Below are 20464 nucleotides of genomic sequence, written 5' to 3' on the forward strand. Positions count from 1 at the left end.
AAGTAGGGTGGAGCACGTCGAGGTCTTTCGGGATGGCGAGCGTGAAGAACTTCCATCATCCGGGAGACCTCGACCCCTACCCAGCCACCGACGCGCTCAACCGACTACACCCTCGTTCGTGAAGAGCCGGACAACCTCGAGCACTCCATCTGGTTGACCATGATGCGCGACCGGCTGCTCCACATGAAGAAGCTGCTATCTGCTGACGGTTCGATTTGGGTACACCTTGACGACGTGGAGGTGCACCGAATGCGCCTTTTACTGGATGAAGTGTTCTCCCCAGGCTCGTTTGTGACGACTATCGCATGGGAGAAAGCGCAGGGTGCGCGCAATGATACCGATATCTCATCCGCCCAGGATTTGATTCTCGTGTATAAGAAGTCACCGACCATCGACTTTAAGAGCGTCCGGAACCTACTGCCACGAAGCGCAGCGCAGATCGAACGGTATCAAAATCCAGATAATGATCCACGCGGACCCTGGCGACAGGGTGACAATGGAACTGCAAAATCAGGCTCCGAGGATTACCGGTTCCAGATCAAGCTGCCCTCTGGCCGTGAAGTTGTCCCGCCACCCGGGTCATACTGGCGTTTCTCTGCCGCGTCCTTTCAAGCTGCAAGGAAAGAGAGACGTATTTGGTTCGGCGCGAACGGGGATTCACTCCCGGTGATTAAGCGTTACTTAAACGAAGTCCAAGGCGGCGTGGTTCCGCGAACCTGGTGGCCGGCATCAGAGGTTGGATCAAACCAGGAAGCAAAGCGTGACCACTTGCGTCGCCTGTTCCCTGATTCCGAGCCGTTCTCCACCCCCAAGCCGGAGCGTCTCCTCGAACGCATCATTCACATCGGATCGAACCCGGGAGACATCGTGCTAGACGTGTTTGCTGGGTCGGGGACGACGGCGGCGGTGGCGCAGAAGATGGGGCGGCGTTGGGTGACGTGTGAGCTGCTCGAATCGACGTTCAACACGTTCACGCGTCCCCGTCTGGAGAAGGTCGTCAATAACGAAGATCCCGGTGGTATTACGCGGACGAAGGGTGAACGGGTTGATGCGGCCGTGGACGGTCTGCCTGATGGTGTCTCGCCGGAGGATGCGGCGAAGTTCACGAGCGTGCTCAACAAGCTGATCAAGGGCGACCCGGAATTAAAGAAGAGCGTCGAGGTGAAGTCTTTGAAGGCTGCCTCGAAGACCAGGCGCACGAAGGAAGTGGTCAACTGGCGTGGTGGCGGCGGCTTCCAGGTCGCCCATCTGTCGCCTGCGTGTTTCGACTACACCCCTGAACTGGACCGGGTGATGCTAACTGCGGCCGCGACCGGACAGACCCTGATCGACTCGGTGGCTGCCAACCTCGGGTTCACGCTGTTGCACCCGGACGATGACTATGTGTTCGACGCTCGACGCGGTAACGCTCTGTTGAAGGTCGTGGAGGGTGTGGCCACGCCTCAGATCGTTGACTGGCTAGCTTCCCAAATCCAGCCCGGAGAGACGATCGTGCTGGCCGCTACCACCGTCATGGACGGCGTGCGTCAGCACCTGCGCAAGCTGGTGAAGGGGTCGCGGGTGGTTGCCCTGCCCGATGATGTGTTCCGCTATTCCGAGGGTGGTGACCAGTGATGAGGCTCAACATCAGTTTTGATTCGGACATGTTGGAGTCGATCAGTGCCGAGTTTGATCTTCGTGCCCCGAACAAGGAAGCGCTCCGTCAGCTCATCTTCACCCTCGATGGTGACTACGACCCGGCTGTGATGCAGGTGCTCAACCTCGCCACGGGTGTGGGTAAGACCTACTTGATGGCGGCGTTCGTGGAGTATTTGCGTCGTCAGGGTGTGGGCAATGTGGTGATTGTGACGCCCGGTAAGACGGTGCAGGCGAAGACGGTGCAGAACTTCACTCCCGGCTCCCCCCGCTATATCGCTGGCTCACCGGTACCACCAGAGGTGGTGACGCCGCAGGATTATTCGGCGTGGATCGCCCGGCAGAACGGCCCCGCCCAGCTTTCGTTCGGGCGGGAAACCCCGATGCTGGCGTTCATCTTCAACATCCAGCAGTTGATCGCGCCGAAAGAGGCCGAGGGTGATACCCACGGTGCTACGCAGGATGCGATGCGCCGTAAGCCCCGCCGCTTTGATGAAAACGCCGGTGTGCTCTTCGACTACCTGAAGAACCTCGATGACCTTGTCGTGATCGCGGACGAGTCACACTTGTATGGTTCCAGCGCGGTAGCGTTCAACGCCGCGCTGAAGGAACTCGACCCAGCAGCGGCGATCGGTTTAACGGCGTCGGTGGATAAGAAGACCGATCACGTGATCTTCGAGTACCCGTTATACCGGGCGATCGCCGACAAGTATGTGAAGGCTCCGGTGTTGGCGTTCCGCAAGACTGGATATGGCACCGACGAGGCTTCTGAGGAGCAGCAGCTACGTGACGCTCTGCAGCTACGTGCGCTCAAGCAGGCCTACTACGACTCGTACGCGGCTTCCCAGAACCACGATCATGTGAATGCGGTCACGTTCGTGGTCTGCTCGGATGTGGAGCACGCCACACAGGTCGCCGAGTTGCTGCGCACCCCGGAATACCTCGGCCGGGAATCGGCTGTGCTGCAGGTGGACTCCAAGCACGAGGATGAGTTGACCCAGCGTCGCCTCGACGAATTGGACCGACCCGAATCGCCTGTGCTGGCAGTGGTCAGTGTCAACAAACTCAAGGAAGGCTGGGATGTCAAAAACATCGCGGTCGTCGTGACACTGCGGGCGATGGCCTCCGAAGTGCTTACCCAGCAGACCATGGGGCGCGGACTGCGTTTGCCGTTCGGGAAGTACACGGGCGTGTGGCAGATCGATCAGCTCGACATCATCGCTCACCAATCCTTCACCGAATTGTTGAACGCCGAGAACGTGCTACAGCAGTTCGGATTGGACGAAGCCGTCCCCGAACCCGACAAAGCCAAGGTAGAAGAGGCGATCCGTAAAGCCGCCGAAGAGTCCAACACGGATACAGGCACAGACACGACCGGTGGTGACCAACCAACGGCGACAACCGGTTTTGAACCGGGCACCGGTGCCAGTGGTGAGGTCGCCGGTGGTGTGGCTCTGCAGCCGGGCACCGTTCCCGTCGGCGGCAGTGATTCCCCGGGTGCGGGTTTGCCCGGTGTCGGGGTTCGCGCCATCACCGAACAGGAGGATGAGCCCACCTGGGAACTTGTCTCGATCGGGCGGAATCCGAGCTTTGCTGACGTGGCCTACCAGTTCCCGGTAACCACGATGACCGTGCAACAACCGCCCATTGACCTGTCCGAAATTAGTGACACCGAGATTGAGCAAGCGGCTCGTCGGGTCACCTCTGCCGGGGACGTGCTGCTGCGCAAGGAGATCATCGCCGCTCTGGGCAAGAAGCTACGGGCTGCGGATCGGGAGAGCGCCGAAGTCGACTCCGTCCACGTCGACGATACCGACGCGCGGGATGCGCTGATCAAGCTGGTGGTCAACATGTCGCTGGTGCCCAAGACCGAGCAGACTGCCCGCTACGTCGCCACGTTCCTGGTGCCAAAGTTCATGCAAGCGGTGACGTTCACCGGTTGGACCGTCAAGTCCCTCGACTCCGCACGAAACGAACTCCTGGCGCTCATCAAGAACTACACGACCGAGACGTTGCGCGCCACCCGCGAAGTGCCGACCATTCACCCCAAACCCATGCCAGGCACCGGCTACACGCTCCCGCTCGGAGAAAAGGTACATGACCAGATCGAAACCAGAGACCAGTTCGTACGAGGCCGGGTCTACGGCGGCTGGTTCAAGTCGCTGTTCGCCGAGGAATCCTTCGACTCCTTCACCGGCGAATACCAGCTCGCCCGCCTACTCAACACCTCACCCGGGATCGTGTGGTGGCACCGGTTGCATCCGCAAGACCAGGCGTTCGTGTACTACAACGCGAAAGATCGCTACTTCCCAGACTTCGTAGCCTTGGACACCAACGGGGTGCATTGGATCATCGAGGGCAAGGACGAGCGCGGCCGCGACGACGCCAAGGTGCAGGCCAAGCGTAAGGCTGCCGAGGCGTTGGTGCGACGGTTGGTTGCTGAGGATGCCTACGCTGGCCAGCACTGGGGGTATCTGATCGCCTACGAGCAAGACACGGCCCGCGCCGACTCCTGGGAAGACCTGAAAGCCTTCGCCAGCCCGGTCAGCAACACCTTGTAGCTGCGAGATTGTCCGCGCGGAGCAGGGGGCTCCAGCGGTGCGGCAGGTCGAGGGTGACGGCCTCGCCGGTGATGAACACGAAGCCGAGCCTGCCGTCGGTGAGCATGCACCCGCCCTCCAGCACGGCAAGGAAATCCGGGAGGTGGAGGGTGATCTGTGTCGGCGGCGCGGTCAGGAGCTTGTCGATCGCCGTGTGGAGCGTCGATGGGCGTCGCCGCACACCCGTTGCCCGCAGGCTGTCCACCACCTGGTCGACCGCCGCGCGGTTGCGCACAGCGAGCACCTGCAACGCTTCGGCCATTTTCACCAGCAACACCTCTTGGTAGAGGTGGCTGGTGGCGCAGGTGCCGCGCTTGACGTAGTTCGTGGGGCACTCCCACACGTCGACCCGGTTCGGGGTGCCCGAGTGCCAGGTCTTGTGGCCGAACCTCCGTCCGCAGTCGCCGCAGACGATCTTGCCAGACATGCGAAGCCCGAAGGACTTGTAGCCTTGCGGGTCGACGCGAGTGCCCAGCCAAGGCAACTCGCGGTCTGCGATGCCGAGGGTCTCGGCGACGTGGCGTTGGGCGCGGAATGCGTCCATCCACTCGACGGTGTGCCCGGCGGCGAGATTTTCAAGGAGGAAGCTGGTCAGCCGGTAGGTCAGGCGAGCTTGTACTGTTGCCAGATCGGGGTAATGCATGGTGGCGGCTCCTGTCTTTGCGTCACGTACATACACGCTCTGATCAGGGTTAATAGCAAGCCGTAACCGCCACTACCTTTTGGCGCTTACCGAACCTTTTGGCGCTTCACGGCAATCCGGACCCGCCGTGGTTCACGGTGCTCGACTACGCCACACGGCGATAGTAGATACCGGAACCGCACCGTCCGGGTAGGCCGCCCGGCACCTCTCACGACCGCGCGTTTCCCCAAGTCACGCGCTGGTGTCGCCCCATCTGCCTCATCCACGCCCTACATGGCGTTGTATCCATTTCGATACGGTTTGCGATCCGGCTGCTGGCAGCGGCAATTTCCTCACCGAGACCTTCATCTGCCTGCGACGCCTGGAGAACAAGGTGCTCTCCGTCCTCCAGGGGCCGCAGACGGCACTGGAGTTCGAGGGCGTGGGTGAGTCTGCCATCAAGGTGCAGCTCGCCCAGTTCCACGGCATCGAGATCAACGACTTCGCAGCCTCCGTCGCACGCACCGCGCTGTGGATCGCAGAGCTCCAAGCCAATGCGGAGACAGCGGAGATCATCCAGCGTGAGGTCGAAGACCTGCCGCTGCGCGACGCCGCCACGATCATTGAGGGAAACGCCCTCGACATGGACTGGAATGACCTCCTGCCAGCTTCGCGATGCTCCTACATCATGGGCAATCCACCGTTCATCGGCTACTCGAATCTCACGCCAGAGCAGAATGCCGATCGCGCTCGGCTCTTCGGCAAGGTCAAGACGGTGGACTACGTGGCCTGCTGGTACGTCAAGGCGGCGCAGTACATGCGCGGGACGGCAATCCATACCGCCTTCGTCTCCACGAACTCGATATGTCAGGGGCAGCAGGTCACCCCGATCTGGAAGCCGCTGTTTAACGACGGCGTCGACATCACCTTCGCGCACCGCAGCTTCGTCTGGGGCAACGAGGCCTCCGACCAGGCACATGTGCACGTCGTCATCGTGGGCTTCAGTTACGAGTCTCCGACGTCGAAGCTCCTGTTCGAGCACAACAGCGGAGCCTCCTCCGTCCGCGAGGTCGCGCATATCAATGCTTACCTCGTGGACGCACCAGACGCCTTCATTGAGCGGCGGAGCCAGCCTCTAGGGGATGTACCTGCAATGGCTCAAGGTTTTAAGCCAGCTGACCATGGTTACCTCATTCTCTCTGACACTGAACGATCGACACTCCTAGACGAGGATCCTGACGCCGTGCAATGGGTGAGGGAATTCTCGATGGGCGCCGAGTTCATCAAGGGACAAGATCGATACTGCCTGTGGCTGAGTGACTTCGATCTCCCTGCACTCACAAAACATCCAGAGGTTCGAGCACGCGTCGATGCATGCCACTCATGGCGGCTAGAGCAAACTCCAACCGGAGACGCCTTCAAACTTGCTAACCGCCCCCATCAGTTTCGACCCAACGGACTGTTTAGGGACGGCACCTACATCGCCGTCCCCGCCGTCTCATCGGAGCGCCGTCACTATATCCCCATGGGATTCGTGCATAACGGCATGATTCCAGGGAACAAGCTCTACTTCATCCCCACGGATCGCCTCGATATATTCGGGATTCTCATGTCCCGGGTCCACAACGCCTGGATGCGTGTGGTCGCAGGACGGCTGAAGTCCGACTACAACTACGCCAACACCATCGTCTACAACACCTTGGTCTGGCCAGATGCCACCGATACGCAGCGCGCTGAGATCGAGCACTGCGCCCAGGCCGTGCTTGACGCACGAGCGCAGTACGAAGGAGCGAGTCTCGCAGACCTGTACGACCCGGATAACGACTTCCTCTACCCGGCGCTCACCGCCGCACACCGAGCGCTCGACCTCGCCGTCGAGCAGGCCTATGGCCTCAGCTTCCCGGCGCAGATGGGCGAGGAGGAGAGAGAACGCGCCATCGTCGCCCATCTCTTCGCCCTCTACGCGCGGGCCACCGCCGATCCCAGCGCCTGAACAGCACCGCTGGAACGACCGCTCAGCCACGCGAACGGCCTTCAACGACTGGGGCGTGCCTCCCATCCCTCGGGAGGCACGCCCCAGTCATCAAAGCCCGGCCCGATCAGCGCAAGCACGGCTCCTGGCCACACCCTGCGGCTCGGCTACTCCCACTGCGCCGTGGCGGGGTCGATGCCGTGTGCCGCAGCATTGACGTCAATAACGTCTTTGAGCCACCGAGCCAGGCCCGGCTCACGCTCGTCGTAGTGGGCGGCGAAGCGCGGGTCCTGGACGTAGTTGCACGCGATCAGCACGTGCTTGGACCGCGTCACGTCGAACCAGCTCATACAGGCCCGGTGCTCCTCCGCGAGCGCGTTGGCCCGCTCGCTGCCCGGCTCCACGCCCTCTCGCAGCGCCTGGGCCAGCTGCTCCTCAACGCGCTCGATCCGCTTCTTCGCCACCTCTAGATCCTCCCTGCTCATGGAGGCCATCCGCCGAGTGGAGACCTTCCAGTCCTCGGTGTCTCCCCAGCGTCGCTCAGCCTCCTCCTCCCAGGCTGGGTCCCAGTCACGGCCGAGGATCTCAGCACGCTGCTGAGCGTTCAGTACCTGCCCCGTCATGGTCTTCTCCATCATCGTGTCCACTGCCCGCACCATGCGGGTCAGGTGATCGATGCGCCGAATCAGCAGCTCCCGCTGACGCAGGAGGTGGCCGGAGGCCTGGGTCGAGGGATCACCAAGAACCGTGGCGATGTCACTGAGCCCCATACCGGTCTCCCGGTAGACCAGAACCTGGTGGATGCGGGCGACGTCGTCGCTGCTGTAGAGCCGGTAGCCAGACCGCGAGCGGGCCGAGGGGCTGACCAGCCCGATCTCGTCCCAGTGGTGCAGGGTGCGTACAGACACCCCGACCATCCGTGCGGCCTGCCCCACCGTGAGCTCGTCCTCCACCACGTCCTTCTCCCCTCTGGCGCGATCGTTCACGGCCACCGAGCCTCGTGCCTGACGCAGCGTGAGGGTCAAGCCTGCGCCGAGCCCTCCAGCCCCGGCAGCCCTGTCACGGGTCGTGGCCGGTCCCCGAGGCGCCGCACTCCGCGGCCGTACCACGCGGCCACGCACCACACGAAGACCACGAGCGCGCCCTGAACCACCCGCGACCAGCCGGTGTCCGGCAGCACGAGGATCGCCACCCCGGCCGCCACGCACTCCGCGGTGTTGAACAGGACGTCGTAGATGGAGAAGGCCCTGCCTCGGTAGGCGTCGTCCGTGTCAGCCTGGACGATCGTGTCAACGGCGATCTTCGCGCCCTGCACGCCGACGCCGAAGACGAAGATGCCGATCGTCATCGCCAGCTGGTGGTGCGTGACCACCAGGACGATCTGGCCCACGGTCCCTCCCAGCAGGCAGCACACGATCCACGTCGAGGGCGCGATCCGCTCGTGGGCGAGCGGCGTGAGGATGACGGACAGGCCGTGGCCGGCCACCATCGCCCCCATGAGGGTGCCGAAGACCGCCAGGCCCGCGTCGGCGTCGCCACCGGGGGCCAGGAGGTTGCGAGAGGTGAGGATGAGGGTGATGAGCTCCATGCCGTAGACGAAGCGGTGCAGAGCCATCGTGCTCAGCGCCAACCCCGGCGTCCCGCGCCGGACCAGATAGCGCACCGCGTCGGCCAGGTCTCCGACCGTACGGGCCAGCGCGCGGCCCAGCCCGCCCCCCTGTCGGAGCCGCTGCGGCCCCAGCTCGTCACGCCCGAGCCGAGCCACCACCCCCGCGGCGCCCACGTACAGGACGACGGCGCAGGCCAGGCTCGCGCTGTCCTGCACGGCTCCGGCTGGCAGCACCAGGCGCAGGACGACGCCGATCACGGCCCCGACCGCCGTCGCCGCGCCTCCCAGGGTGGGCACGAGGGAGTTGGCCACGAGCAGACGCTTGTGGTCAATGACCTGAGGCAGACCGGCTGAGAGCACCGACAGCAGGAAGCGGTTGATCCCGAGCGCCACGAGGACCAGGACGTAGACAGCCACCCCGATCCCCCACTGGCGCAGGACCAGGGCCGTGGCTGCGATGAGGCCGGCGCGCAGCAGGTTGCCGACCACGAGGGTGTTGCGGCGCCGCCAGCGGTCGATGAAGGGACCCGTCAGCGGTCCGACGACGCTGAAAGGCAGCAGCATGACCACCAGCGCCCAGGCGACCCCACTGGCGGTGGTCATGTTCTGGGGCTGGAAGAAGAAGAGCGTCGCCAGTCCCGCCTGCACCATCCCGTCACCACTCTGGGACACGAGCCTGACGACGAGCAGTAGCCGAAAGGCTCGGACGGAGGCAAGGTCCTTGAGGTCCTCGGTCAGGCGCATAGGAACAGCCTCCCACGTCCCCCACGCCCGGCACCGGCACCGCGAGCCGACGTGACGCCACGACCACCGCGGTCACGAACGCGCCCACCCAGGCTGCGCCCGAGACCACTCCGTCCCTGGCGCGAGGAACCTTCCTACGCTTCGCCGCCGGGTTCCTGTCCATCTCGGTGCTGTGGGCGCTGGGCCTGAGCATGGTCGCCACCGTGCTGCTGCCCCAGCGGCTCAAGGACCTGGGCGCGGCGGACCCCAATGCACTGCTCGCCTCGATCAGTACGGTCACCGCCGTCGTCTCCCTGGTGTCCAACCTCGTCTTCGGCAACTTCTCCGACCGCACCCGCTCGCGCCTGGGTCGGCGCACCCCGTGGGTCGTGGGCGGCGGTCTGCTCGGCGGCATCTTCATGGGTGTCTCCGGTATCGCGGCCGTCCTGCCGTGGCCTCGCGAGGGCTCGGCCAAGGACCTTGAGGCTCCGGCCTCCTCCTTCAAGGACGTCCTGATGTCCTTCGTCCCGCCGATCCACGGCGCCGCGGACTTCTGGAAGGCCTTCATCGGCCGCTTCACGATGCTGCTGTCCTACCAGATGATCAACGCCTACCAGCTCTACATCATCCAGGACCACCTCAAGGACTCCGGCCAGGCCCTGTCCGCCGGGCAGGTGGCCGCGACCGTCGCACTGACCAACTCCATCATCATGGTCGCCGGCCTGGTCGGCGGGTTCATCTCCGGACCGATCTCCGACCTGCTGCGCCGCCGCAAGGTGCCGGTTGTCTTCGCCTCGGCCTGCTTCGCCGTCGGTGTGGCCATGCCCTGGCTGACCCCCACCACCACGGGTATGTACATGTTCGCCCTCATCGCCGGCTTCGGCTACGCCGTCTACGGCGCGGTCGACCAGGCCCTCAACGTCGACGTCCTGCCCAACCCCGAGGAGGCCGGCAAGGACCTGGGCATCCTCAACATGTCCACCACGCTCGGCTAGATGTGCGGTCCGCTCATCACCGCCTCGGTAGTATCGGCGCAGGGCGGAAGCTACGCACTAGTCTTCCCGATCTCGATCGCCTTCGCGCTGGCGGGCTGCGTCTGGATCCTCCTGATCAAGTCCGTGCGCTGACCCGCGCCAGATCCTGGACACGGCGGCTCCGCTCTGGCGGGGCCGCCGTCGTCGTCTCCCCGCTCCTGCCGACCCAGAAAGCCACCATGACCACCAGCCGCACCAAGCGCCTCCGACTCACCGCCGAGCAGCGACGCGAACAGATCGTCGACGTCGCCACCGACCTCGTGGCCCGCCACGGCTTTAGCGGACTGGCCTTGCAGGAGGTGGCCGACGCCGTCGGCATCACCCAGGCCGGGCTGCTGCACTACATCGGCACCAAGAACGGGCTGCTGGAGCTACTCCTGGACCAGCGCTACGACCGCCAGGGCACGCCGCAGGACTTCATCGACTCCGGGGACCCGGCCGCCACCCACCCCGAGGGCATCAGCCTGCCGGCCTACTTCCGCTACCTCGTGGCCTTCAACGAGGCCCGCCCCCAGCTCATGGGCCTGTACATGACGCTGGGCGTGGAGGCGACCGACCCGGAGCACCCGGCCTACCACTACTTCATCAACCGCCCTGAGCAGGTCTGGGAGTTCTACTCCCAGTTCACCTGGCGCCTTCCGCCGCAGGTCCGCAAGGAGGGGGGCTGGCCGAGCATGCGCCCGCTGGTGGAGATGGCGATCGAGGCCATGGACGGGTCCCAGATCCGCTCCTTCCGCAGGCCCGCGGTCTCGCTGAGCCAGGAGTGGGCGCGCTGGGAGCCGGTGCTTTTCCCCTCCCCTACCTGGGACGGTTACCGCTGAGGACGACGACGCAGGCGGGCCGGACGGTGAGGTCACCGTCCGGCCCGCCTGCGTTACTTGCTGGACAGGCCAGGTCCAGGCTCGGGCATGCAGCCCGGACCAGGGCGGCAGACCCGGTCAGGCCAGCAGCTCAGCCGGCACGTGGATCGTAGAGATCGAGTCAGCCGGCAGCGTGGCCTTGATGAGCTTGCCGCCCGCACCGAAGACGATCGGCAGCTCGCTGGTCATGTCGTTCTGGGCCGCGATGACGATCGAGCCGTCCGGGTTGGCGAAGGAGAGCACGTTCTCGTAGCCGGTGTAGGACAGGGTCGGCAGGAAGCGGGCACCGCGCTGGACGAAGTGCGCCAGGTGCTTCCAGATGTAGTACTCGTAGTTGAAGGTGTAGGTGGCGTCTGCGGGGTCCACCGTGACGAAGGAGTTCTGGCTCCAGCCCCAGCGCGAGACACCACCCTCGTCCAGGGACAGGTTCCAGTAGTCGTAGACGTTGGCGCCATGGTTGAAGTAGTGGCGCATCATCGTCCAGGCATAACGGGCGTAGCGCCAGTCGTTCTTGCCGTCACCGCACTCCTGCTCACTCTGGTAGATCTTGAGCTCGGGGTGGGCGTGGTGGATGTAGGGCACTGCCCCCTTGCCGGCCCACTGGAAGCCGATGCCGCGGATCTTGTCCCCGATCTCGGGATCCGCCAGGACCTCTTCCACCAGGCGCTCGTTGGGACGCTCCATCGTGCCGAAGAAGACCTCGACGTCGCGCTTGCTCATCTCGGGCACGAGGTGGCGCAGGAAGCGGGCCAGGCCCGCCGGGGTCCAGGTGCACGAGGGGAAGACCTGGTCAGAGTTGAACTCGTTCTGCGGCATGACCATGGAGATGTCGATGCCGTGCTCGGCGTAGGCGTCGATGAACTTGCCGAAGTAGCGGGCGTAGGCGTCCAGGTGCTCCTCGTCGAGGATGAAGCCGTCGGTGCCCTCGGGGATGGTGCGGTCCGGGGTCAGCCCGTTGTCGTAGCGGGTCTGCTGGGCCATCGGGCTGGGCACGCCGCAGGCGTAGTGGCCGTTGGTCTTCATCCAGGTCGGCGGGCACCACGGCGATGCCCACAGGCGCAGGTCACCTCGCACGGCCTGGGCGGCCTTGATGAAGGGAACGAGCGTGGCCTCGTCGTGCTCGATGGAGAAGTCCTTCAGCTCAAAGTCGCCGGGGGCCTCGTCGTAGGAGTACCAGTCGATCGAGAAGTCGTTGGCGCCCACGGGCATGCGGCACACCGAGGCGTTGCCGCCCTCGGGCGAGAAGATCTCGGTGAGGATCTCGGCTCGCTCGTCCTCCGTGAGGCGGGCCAGCGAGGTCCAGCCCAGCTCGTTGAAGCACACGCCGAAGCCCTCGATCTCCTGCGCGGGCTTGTCAGTCTGGATGAGGGCGCCGGGGAACTCGTCCATCGGGGTGATCTCCACACCCGTGGCGGGCGTGGCCCAGGACTCGTGCTCGGTGGTGACGACCCAGGTGGGCTGTGTTGTCATGGAAGTCTCCTTCTGTGTTTCATGCGTCCTTGCAGTGGTGCGGGCTGGCCTGGCCCGGACGTGGTTGAGGTGCCTGCGCAGCGGCAGGCGAGCGGTCGCCGTCGTGCGTGACGACGGCGACCTGAGGCTCAGGCCTGCTGGCCCTCCAGGGCGAGCACGCCCCAGCCGGGCAGGGTGACGGTGGCACCCGCCGGCAGGACGGCGCCGACCTCACCGAGGGTGCCCAGCACGTCGGTGCCGCCCACCGGGAGGGTGAGGGTGACGGGCTCGTGGCTGTAGCGCAGGAGGTAGGCCAGCGGGCGGCCGGCGCCGTTGACGCCCTTGCGCACCGTGACCTGGCCGGCGAGCTGGCCGGCCCAGTCGGTGACGCCCGCGCGCTCGGCCACGAGCGTGACGACGGCGCGCACCACCTCGGGGCTGGCCCAGGCGGCCAGGTGCGTGATCGAGCCGGAGCCGACGGCGCGGGTGGCGATGGCGGGGCCGGACCAGGCGTGGTGGTCGTAGCTGGCCAGGACCTCGACGTCGTCGGCGCCCTCGACGGGGGTCAGCAGCTCCATGAAGTGGGCGAGCCCCAGGTCGGCCCCCTCAGGCAGGGTGGCGGCAAGCGCTCCGGTGGGAGCCAGCCGGACGCCGTCGGGCCGGGTGAACTGATCGGTGCCCAGACCGAGCAGGTCGGACAGTCCGTGAGGCTGGCGGTCGGTGAAGACCTGGACGTTCTCGTCGGCCACAGCGGTGCGGAAGGTGGTCACCAGGTGGCCGCCGCCGGAGACGAAGGCGCGCAGGTTGGCGATGGTCTGCTCGGGCGTGACGTACAGGGCCGGGGCGAGCAGGACGTCATAGCGGGCCAGGCGCTCGGCCGGGGCGTCGGCGGGCACGATGTCAGCCTCGAGGTTGGCCTCGAACAGGGCGTCGTAGACCAGGCGGAAGACGTCGTTGTAGTTGGCGCCGCCCCCGCTGACCTGGCGCGGGAACCCGGAGTCGATGGAGAACCACTCCAGGGCCGTGTAGGCCTCGTTGGAGACCATGACGGCGATCTTGTTGCGCTTGGCCAGGCCCGCCAGCGACGCGGCGTGCTCCTTGATCTCCGCGCCGAAGCGAGCGGCCTCCAGGTAGGTGGGGTTGGCGGAGTAGTCCTGGGAGACCAGGCCCTTCCAGTAGGTCTCGAAGGAGTTGTGGATCGAGCCCCAGTGCCAGTACATGACTCCCATGGCACCAGAGGCCAGGTGGGAGTAGGCCTGCAGGCGCAGCTGGCCGGGGTAGGGCAGCCAGCCCATCTGCCCCTGGGCCTCGGTCTCCAGGACCAGGTAGGGGGCGCCGTCCTTGAGGGAGCGGTTGATGTCCCCACCAAAGGCGATCTCCTTGCCGGTGAGCTGGTCCTCAGTGGGGTGGTAGATGTCCACCCCGGCCAGGGTGACGGCCTCGGCCGCCTTGAAGTGGTCGACGGCGGGCTGGATCCCGAAGGAGTAGCCGCGCCACTCGTAGTCGAAGTTCTGGGTGACGAACTGGTCCTCGCGGCGGTACTCGTCCACGATAGCGCGCTGCCACAGGAGGAAGTCGGTGACCAGCGAGCGGCGGAAGAAGTCGAAGGCGGCGGCCAGCGAGCCGTTGATCGTCTGGGTGAGGTCCGGGAACTCCTCCCAGGCGTTGATCCGGTTGGCCCAGTAGTTCAGGCCGTAGGCGGCATTGAGGGCGTCAAGGTCCCCGTTAAAGCGCTCCTTGAGCCAGTCGACGAAGGCACGTTGGATGTCCGCGTTGTAGGCGTCGTAGTACTTGGTCTCGTTGTCCAGCTGGAAGCCGACGACGTTGTCCCGCGGGGCGGTGTGGGCCACGAGCGCGCGGATGGCCTGCTCGCCGTAGTAGCGGTAGGCCGGGGCGGTGATGTCCATGTTCTGGCGCGGGCCGTACTTGTTCGCGGTCCCATGGGCGTTGACGCCCATGACCTCGGGGTGACGGGCGGCGAGCCAGGTGGGTACCGCGGCGGTGGGGGTGCCGATGATGACGTCCAGGCCGTGGGCGGCCGCGGCATCGATCGCACGGTCGACGTGGGTGAAGTCGAAGACGCTGGGGGCGGGGTTCCAGGTGCCCCAGGTGAACTCGGCGATGCGGATGGTGGTGAAGCCGGCCTCGACCATCATCTTCATGTCGCGCTCGAGGCGGTCCTCGCCTGCCGAGGCAGGGGTGTACTCGTCGTAGTAGGCCGCGCCGAACAGGAGACGGTTCGCGGAGCTCGTCATCGGGCTTGTCATGGTGACCTCCTGCGGCGCCCTCGCCGCTTATCTAGTAGTTACTAGATAGTAGAGGGTCGAGGAGGCCTCTGTGAAGTCCTGGCGGCGGGCATTCGTCATGCTGCAGCGTGCTCAGACACTGAGGGCGTGTCCCTCAACGCCTCAGGACACGCCCTCAGATATCACCCGCGCCACCAGGACGCGCTGATCACACCCAGACCGAGTCGGAGCCGCACCAGGCCCGGACTCACACGCCCTCTCAGGCCCGCGCCGGGATCAGGCTCACGCTCTGGACGCCGTCGATCCCGCGGACCTCCTCCGCCAGCTGAGCATCCGCCTCGCCGTCGACGTCAACAAGGGTCACCGCCAGCTCACCGCGCGAGCGGTTGAGGAGGTTGGCGATGTTGTGACCACGCTGGGCGACGATCGTCGAGACCTGACCGACCATGTTCGGCACGTTCTTGTTGACGATGAGCAGGCGGAAGGTGCCCGGCTCGCGCGCCATGACCGCCTCAGGGAAGTTGACCGAGTTGTGGATCTGGCCGTCCTCCAGGAAGCCCCGCAGCTCGTCGACCGCCATGACGGCGCAGTTGCGCTCGGCCTCCTTGGTGGAAGCACCCAGGTGAGGCAGCGAGATGCACTTGGGGTGCTTGTGAACCGCCGTCGACGGGAAGTCGCAGACGTAACCGGCCAGGTAGTCCTGGTCGAGGGCGGAGACGATCGCCGCCTCGTCCACGATCTCAGGCCGGGCGAAGTTGAGGATGACGGCCGAGTGCTTCATCAGAGCCAGACGCTGGGTGGACACGAGGCCGCGCGTGGCCTCGATAAGAGGGACGTGGACCGTGAGGATGTCAGCCCGCTTGAAGACCTCCTCCATCGACTCCGCACGCTCAACCTCAGCCGACAGGTTCCAGGCGTGGTCCACGGAGATCGCCGGGTCATAGCCCACCACCTTCAGGCCGAGCCCGAGCGCCGCGTTGGCCACACGCACGCCAATGGCCCCCAGGCCGATGACGCCGAGGGTCTTGCCGGGCAGCTCAAAACCGACGAACTGCTTCTTGCCTGCCTCGACCGCCTTGGCGATCTCGGCGTCGGTTCCCGTCAGCTCATGGGCAAAGCGGGCGGCGGGAATGAGGTTGCGCGAGGTGATGAACAGACCGGCCAGGACCAGCTCCTTGACCGCGTTGGCGTTGGCGCCCGGGGTGTTGAAGACCGGAACACCTCGCTTGGTCATCTCGGCAACAGGGATGTTGTTCGTCCCGGCGCCGGCACGGGCGATAGCCCGGACGGACTCCGGGATCGGGGTGTCATGCAGCTTGGCGGACCGCACGAGCAGGGCGTCGGGAGACTCCACGCCCTCACCAACCTCGTAGCTCTCAGCGGGGAAACGGGTCAGTCCGCTGGCGGAAATGGCATTGAGGGTCTTGACGCGCAGCTTGGTCATGATGGTCCTTCCGGTGCTGGCGGCTTGCAGGCGTAGTGAATCAGTCGGGAATGGTCACGTAGGAAACACACAGGAAACCGTCTCCCGGTTCCCGTGCTCAGGCAGCCACGGGCTGTCGTGGGCCGACGGCGCAGCCAGGCTCCGCCGTCGACCCACCTCACGCTCAACCGCGGGTGCGCTCGAACTCAGCCATGTAGTCGATGAGGGCGCTCACGCCCTCATCCGTCATGGCGTTGTAGATCGAGGCGCGCATGCCGCCGACGCTGCGGTGGCCCTTGAGGTTGACCAGCCCGGCAGCGCTGGCGCCGGCAAGGAAGTCGGCGTCGAGGGAGGAGTCGGCCAGCGTGAAGGGGACGTTCATCGCCGAGCGCGAGCCGGGCTCCACCGGGTTGTTGTAGAAGCTGGAGGAGTCGATGGCCTCGTACAGGCGGGCGGCCTTGGCGTCATTGCGTTGCGCCATCGCCTCCAGACCGCCCTCGTCCTCGATCCAGTGCAGGATGAGGCCGAGCAGGTAGATGGAGAAGGTGGGCGGGGTGTTGAGCATGGAGTCGTTGTCCGCCATGACCTGCCAGTCCCAAATGGCTGGGACGTCCGAGCGGGCGTGACCCATGAGGTCGCGGCGGATGATGGAGATGTCCATGCCGGCCGGGCCGAGGTTCTTCTGGGCGCCGCCGAAGATGACGCCGAACTTGGTGACGTCGATGGGGCGCGAGAGGTACATGGAGGACACGTCGGCCACGATCGGCACGCCTGCGGCCTCCTCGGTGGGCACGTAGGGCATGGCGACGCCGCCGATGGTCTCGTTGGCGCAGTAGCCGAGGTACTTCGCCTCGGCGGGAACGGTGAAGGAGCCGGGGGCAGGGGTGGTGGTGTAGGAGGAGTCGGCCTCGTCGGCCACGACCTTGACCTCCAGGCCCTGACGGGTGGCCTCCTTGATGGCCTTCTTCGACCACTGACCCGTGTTGAGATAGGCGATCGTGTCCCCACGCTGGGTGAGGTTGCCGGGGATGGCGGAGAACTGGCCGGTGGCACCGCCGGCAAGGAAGAGCACGGCGTAGTCGTCCGAGACGCCGGCCAGGCGGCGGATCGTGGCCTCGGCGTCCGCGGCGCACTCGGTGAAGTCCTTGCCACGGTGAGAGACCTCGAGGACGCTCATTCCAGAACCTCGCCAGTTGGTGAGCTCGGCGGAAGCCTGCTCAAGAACGGGGAGGGGAAGCTGGGCGGGTCCTGCTGAGAAGTTATGCACGCGCATACTCCATCTTCGCTCAGATCTCAGCCGATGGGCAAAGCGGTCTCACGGCACGGTCCGCCGGGCGAGAAGACGGCTTCTTGCCCGGCGGACCGCGGCAGTGACAGGCACGCGCCATCAACCAGATGGGCCACGCGCGTGAATCCCGAGAACTCTGAAAACCGAGGAATCGCCCGCTTGCACGGGCCGCGCCGATCTCATACGTCGTAACTGCCGGCTACATAGCTACAACCCCCGTGGGCACGGGGACGAGCTGCGGATCTGGTCCCACACCAAGGTCATTGCCCCCTCCCACGCACGTGGGGACGACATCTCCCAGAACCTCGGACCCGGCTCACTGAAGCCTCAACCCCCACGCACGTGGGGTCGGCCAGTCTCCTGAGGGAAGGCAGGCTGGCCGGAGGCCTCGTTTTAGGCCGGCAACAGTCGACTTCGAGGTTCCGGGTCGACCCAGACCGTCGCTTTAGGCCGATAACAGTCAGTTCGGTTGTGGCAACCGTGGAGATCGACTGTTAAGCACCTAAAGCGAGAAATCTGCGGAACCGGCCAGATGGGTACCGACGGTTGCAGGCCTTAAGCGACAAGGCACAAGCGCGCCTCACCCCCTACCCCCATGCGCGGGGCGCTCCGCCTGGCCGCCCTTGGGGCTGAGGTGCCTGCCCCTCCACCCCCGCCATCAAGCAGGTCAGACGGAGGGGAGCACGATCCACTTCCCAACTCCACGCAGGTGGGGAGGACTGCGTCTTGCGGGTACCCGTGACCTCCCCCTGGTCGCACGCCAGGCGCAGCTGGACTCCTACATCGACCTCATCGTCCGACACGACCTGTCTGACGGATCCCAGCGCCGCACCCGCTCTCTCAAGGACTGGATGCGCGCCTACGCCGCCTCGGTCTCCACCTGCACCACGCTCGACTCCATCAACCGCTCCCTGACAGCCCGCCAGGGGATCCAGCCTGCTGCGACCACAGCACGCACCTACAGGGACACCTTGGCGTCCATGTGGATGATCGACCCCGTACCGGGTTGGATGCCGACGGAGAACGAGCTTGCACGCGCCACGGCAGCAGACAAGCACCAGATGTGCGACCCGGCCCTGGCCGCCCGGCTCCTGGGCATCGGCACGGCCCACCTCCTCGGCGTCGGTCATCCCATTGTCCGCACCCCCATAGGCCAGCCACGTCGAACCCGTATGCTCGGCTTCCTCTTCGAGTCGCTCGTCACCCAGAGCGTGCAGGTCTACGCCGACCTGTGCCAGGCCGACGTCCGGCACCTGCGTACCAAAGGAGGCCGCCAGGAGATCGACCTCATCGTCGAGGGCCCTGACGGACGGGTCGTCGCCATCGAGGTCAAGACTGCTGCCGCACCGCGCCCCGGGGACACCCGTCACCTGCTGTGGCTACGTGAGCGTCTGGGAGACAGGCTCGCTGACGCCGTCGTCATCACAACCGGCCGGGACGCCTATCGGGACACGGACAGCATCGCCGTCGTCCCGGCCTCGCTGCTCGGCCCCTAGAGGACCCCCTCGCGCCGGCCTACTTCTCCCCGCGCGCGGCCCACCACGAGTGCAGGGCCTGGCGCGCCAGGTCCTCACCCATCGGGCCCTTTTCCATCCGCAGGTCCATGAGGAAGCGGTAGGCCTGCCCCACCACCGGGCCGGGCTCGATCCTCAGCTCAGCCATGATCTGCTGACCATCCAGGTCCGGGCGGATCGCGGCGAGCTCCTCCTGCTTGGCCAGCTCAGCGATGCGCTCCTCTAGGTCGTCGTAGGCCGCGGAGAGCATCTGCGCCTTACGCTTGTTGCCCGTCGTCACGTCCGCGCGGGTCAGGCGGTGCAGCCGCTCCAGCAGCGGCCCGGCGTCCGTGACGTAGCGACGCACGGCCGAGTCAGACCAGCGCGCGTCCGCGTAGCCGTGGAAACGCAGGTGCAGCTCCACCAGCCGCGCCACGTCCTTGATCGTCTGCTTGTCAAAACGCAGCGCCGTCAGCCGCTTCTTGGCCATCCGCGCCCCCACGAGGTCGTGGGCGTGGAAGGTGACCACACCGCCGCCCTCGAAACGGCGGGTCGCCGGCTTGCCGATGTCATGGAGCAGGGCGGCCAGCCGCAGCACGAGGTCGGGGGCCGGCACCGGACCCTGCGGCCCGGTCTCCAGCGCGATCGCCTGGTCGAGCACCGTGAGGGTGTGCTCATAGACGTCCTTGTGCCGCCCCTTCTCATCCACAGTCTCCTGCAGGGCGGACAGCTCTGGCAGGACCACGTCTGCCACCCCGGAGTGGACCATGAGCTCCAGCCCGCGCCGCGGCCAGCGGGAGGTCAGCAACCGCTCCAGCTCAGCACGCACCCGCTCAGCCGAGACGATCTCCAGGCGCCCGGCCATCTCACTCATGGCCTCCAGGACGTCCATCTCGACGTCGAAGCCGAGCTGGGCGGCAAAGCGCGCCGCCCGCATGATGCGCAGCGGGTCGTCGTCGAAGGACTGCACGGCCGTGACGGGAGTGCGCAGCACCCCGGCCTCCAGGTCAGCGCGCCCACCACAGGGGTCAACCAGCTCCAGGTCCGGCAGGCGCAGCGCCATGGCGTTGACGGTGAAGTCACGGCGGGTGAGGTCACCTTCCAAGGTGTCCCCGTAGGCGACGACGGGCTTGCGCGAGCCGACCTCGTACTCCTCGGTGCGGTAGGTCGTCACCTCGACGACGACGTCTCCCTTGCGTGCCCCGATGGTGCCGAACTCCTTGCCAATGTCCCAGCAGGCGTCCCCCCACTGGGTGAGGATCGCCTCGGTCTCATCCGGTCGGGCGGAGGTGGTGCAGTCCAGGTCGTGCGGCACCACGCCGAGGAAGGCGTCACGCACCGGCCCCCCCACCAGCGCCAGCTCGTGGCCGGCCCGCACGAACAGGTGTCCCAGGGCTGCCAACGAGGGCGGCAGCTGCGCCAAGGCGTCCAGGGCGGTCTCGGACAGGCCCTGCGGGGTGGAGGAAGCGGAGGTCGCGTTCGTCGTGGTCATCAGCCCTAGAGTGCCATC

15 protein-coding genes are annotated in these 20464 nt (G+C 65.8%); 7 read left to right on the plus strand and 8 right to left on the minus strand.

From position 1 onward, the window contains the following. The first annotated feature begins 57 nt into the window (after window positions 1-57). Together CYJ26_RS08690 and CYJ26_RS08695 are read left to right on the plus strand one after the other, a co-directional pair. A complete protein-coding gene (locus tag CYJ26_RS08690; protein ID WP_219619551.1) occupies window positions 58-1614 on the plus strand; it encodes a site-specific DNA-methyltransferase in 1557 nt (518 codons plus the stop codon). Continuing rightward, on the plus strand, window positions 1614-4196 hold the full coding sequence (locus CYJ26_RS08695; RefSeq protein ID WP_101638283.1) for a DEAD/DEAH box helicase: 2583 nt from the start codon (window positions 1614-1616) through the stop codon (window positions 4194-4196). Before CYJ26_RS08690 ends, CYJ26_RS08695 begins: the two co-directional genes overlap by 1 nt. Here the strand turns inward: CYJ26_RS08695 and CYJ26_RS08700 are convergent. After that, window positions 4180-4878, minus strand: a complete 699-nt coding sequence (locus CYJ26_RS08700) for a recombinase zinc ribbon domain-containing protein (protein WP_101638284.1) — start codon at window positions 4876-4878, stop codon at window positions 4180-4182. The two genes, CYJ26_RS08695 and CYJ26_RS08700, sit on opposite strands and share 17 nt — an antisense overlap. Window positions 4879-5119: 241 nt before the next feature. On the opposite strand from CYJ26_RS08700, the gene CYJ26_RS08705 reads away from it, so the two are divergent. Then, window positions 5120-6850, plus strand: a complete 1731-nt coding sequence (locus CYJ26_RS08705; protein WP_244902055.1) for a class I SAM-dependent DNA methyltransferase — start codon at window positions 5120-5122, stop codon at window positions 6848-6850. A 146-nt stretch (window positions 6851-6996) separates the two neighbouring features. On the opposite strand, the gene CYJ26_RS08710 is transcribed toward CYJ26_RS08705, so the two are convergent. Together CYJ26_RS08710 and CYJ26_RS08715 are read right to left on the minus strand one after the other, a co-directional pair. Next, window positions 6997-7815, minus strand: coding sequence for a MerR family transcriptional regulator (locus CYJ26_RS08710; RefSeq protein WP_276327963.1), 819 nt, complete (start codon window positions 7813-7815; stop codon window positions 6997-6999). 35 nt (window positions 7816-7850) lie between these two features. Then, window positions 7851-9182, minus strand: coding sequence for an MFS transporter (locus CYJ26_RS08715; protein WP_024035300.1), 1332 nt, complete (start codon window positions 9180-9182; stop codon window positions 7851-7853). A gap of 191 nt (window positions 9183-9373) precedes the next feature. On the opposite strand from CYJ26_RS08715, the gene CYJ26_RS08720 reads away from it, so the two are divergent. The 3 genes from CYJ26_RS08720 to CYJ26_RS08725 all read left to right on the plus strand — a co-directional run bounded on the left by CYJ26_RS08720 (window position 9374) and on the right by CYJ26_RS08725 (window position 11016). Further along, complete coding sequence (locus CYJ26_RS08720; protein ID WP_211205877.1) at window positions 9374-10156, plus strand: MFS transporter; 783 nt, start codon at window positions 9374-9376, stop codon at window positions 10154-10156. Next, entirely contained in the window at window positions 10157-10288 is a 132-nt protein-coding gene (locus CYJ26_RS11145; RefSeq protein WP_276327964.1) for a hypothetical protein, read from the plus strand. A gap of 86 nt (window positions 10289-10374) precedes the next feature. Beyond that, a complete protein-coding gene (locus CYJ26_RS08725) occupies window positions 10375-11016 on the plus strand; it encodes a TetR/AcrR family transcriptional regulator (protein ID WP_101638285.1) in 642 nt (213 codons plus the stop codon). Between the two features lie 117 nt (window positions 11017-11133). Here CYJ26_RS08725 and CYJ26_RS08730 read toward each other — a convergent pair whose 3' ends face one another. The 4 genes from CYJ26_RS08730 to serC form a co-directional block, all read right to left on the minus strand. Then, on the minus strand, window positions 11134-12525 hold the full coding sequence (locus CYJ26_RS08730) for a glycoside hydrolase family 30 protein (protein WP_024035347.1): 1392 nt from the start codon (window positions 12523-12525) through the stop codon (window positions 11134-11136). A 128-nt stretch (window positions 12526-12653) separates the two neighbouring features. Then, a complete protein-coding gene (locus CYJ26_RS08735; RefSeq protein WP_244902056.1) occupies window positions 12654-14771 on the minus strand; it encodes a beta-galactosidase in 2118 nt (705 codons plus the stop codon). A gap of 238 nt (window positions 14772-15009) precedes the next feature. Continuing rightward, window positions 15010-16194: a phosphoglycerate dehydrogenase gene (locus tag CYJ26_RS08740; protein ID WP_006547863.1), complete on the minus strand. Its 1185-nt coding sequence runs from the start codon at window positions 16192-16194 to the stop codon at window positions 15010-15012. A gap of 163 nt (window positions 16195-16357) precedes the next feature. After that, on the minus strand, window positions 16358-17446 hold the full coding sequence (gene serC / locus CYJ26_RS08745; RefSeq protein ID WP_040319468.1) for a 3-phosphoserine/phosphohydroxythreonine transaminase: 1089 nt from the start codon (window positions 17444-17446) through the stop codon (window positions 16358-16360). Between the two features lie 638 nt (window positions 17447-18084). Between serC and CYJ26_RS08750 the strand changes: the two genes are divergently transcribed. Then, window positions 18085-18957 carry an ATP-binding protein gene (locus CYJ26_RS08750; protein ID WP_101638287.1) on the plus strand — a complete coding sequence of 291 codons (873 nt, stop codon included), beginning with the start codon at window positions 18085-18087 and terminating at the stop codon, window positions 18955-18957. A gap of 19 nt (window positions 18958-18976) precedes the next feature. On the opposite strand, the gene CYJ26_RS08755 is transcribed toward CYJ26_RS08750, so the two are convergent. Beyond that, window positions 18977-20446, minus strand: a complete 1470-nt coding sequence (locus tag CYJ26_RS08755) for a CCA tRNA nucleotidyltransferase (RefSeq protein WP_034235864.1) — start codon at window positions 20444-20446, stop codon at window positions 18977-18979. Window positions 20447-20464: the final 18 nt, after the last annotated feature.

Origin of the sequence: Actinomyces urogenitalis (assembly GCF_002861525.1) — a bacterium.
GTDB lineage: Bacteria > Actinomycetota > Actinomycetes > Actinomycetales > Actinomycetaceae > Actinomyces > Actinomyces urogenitalis.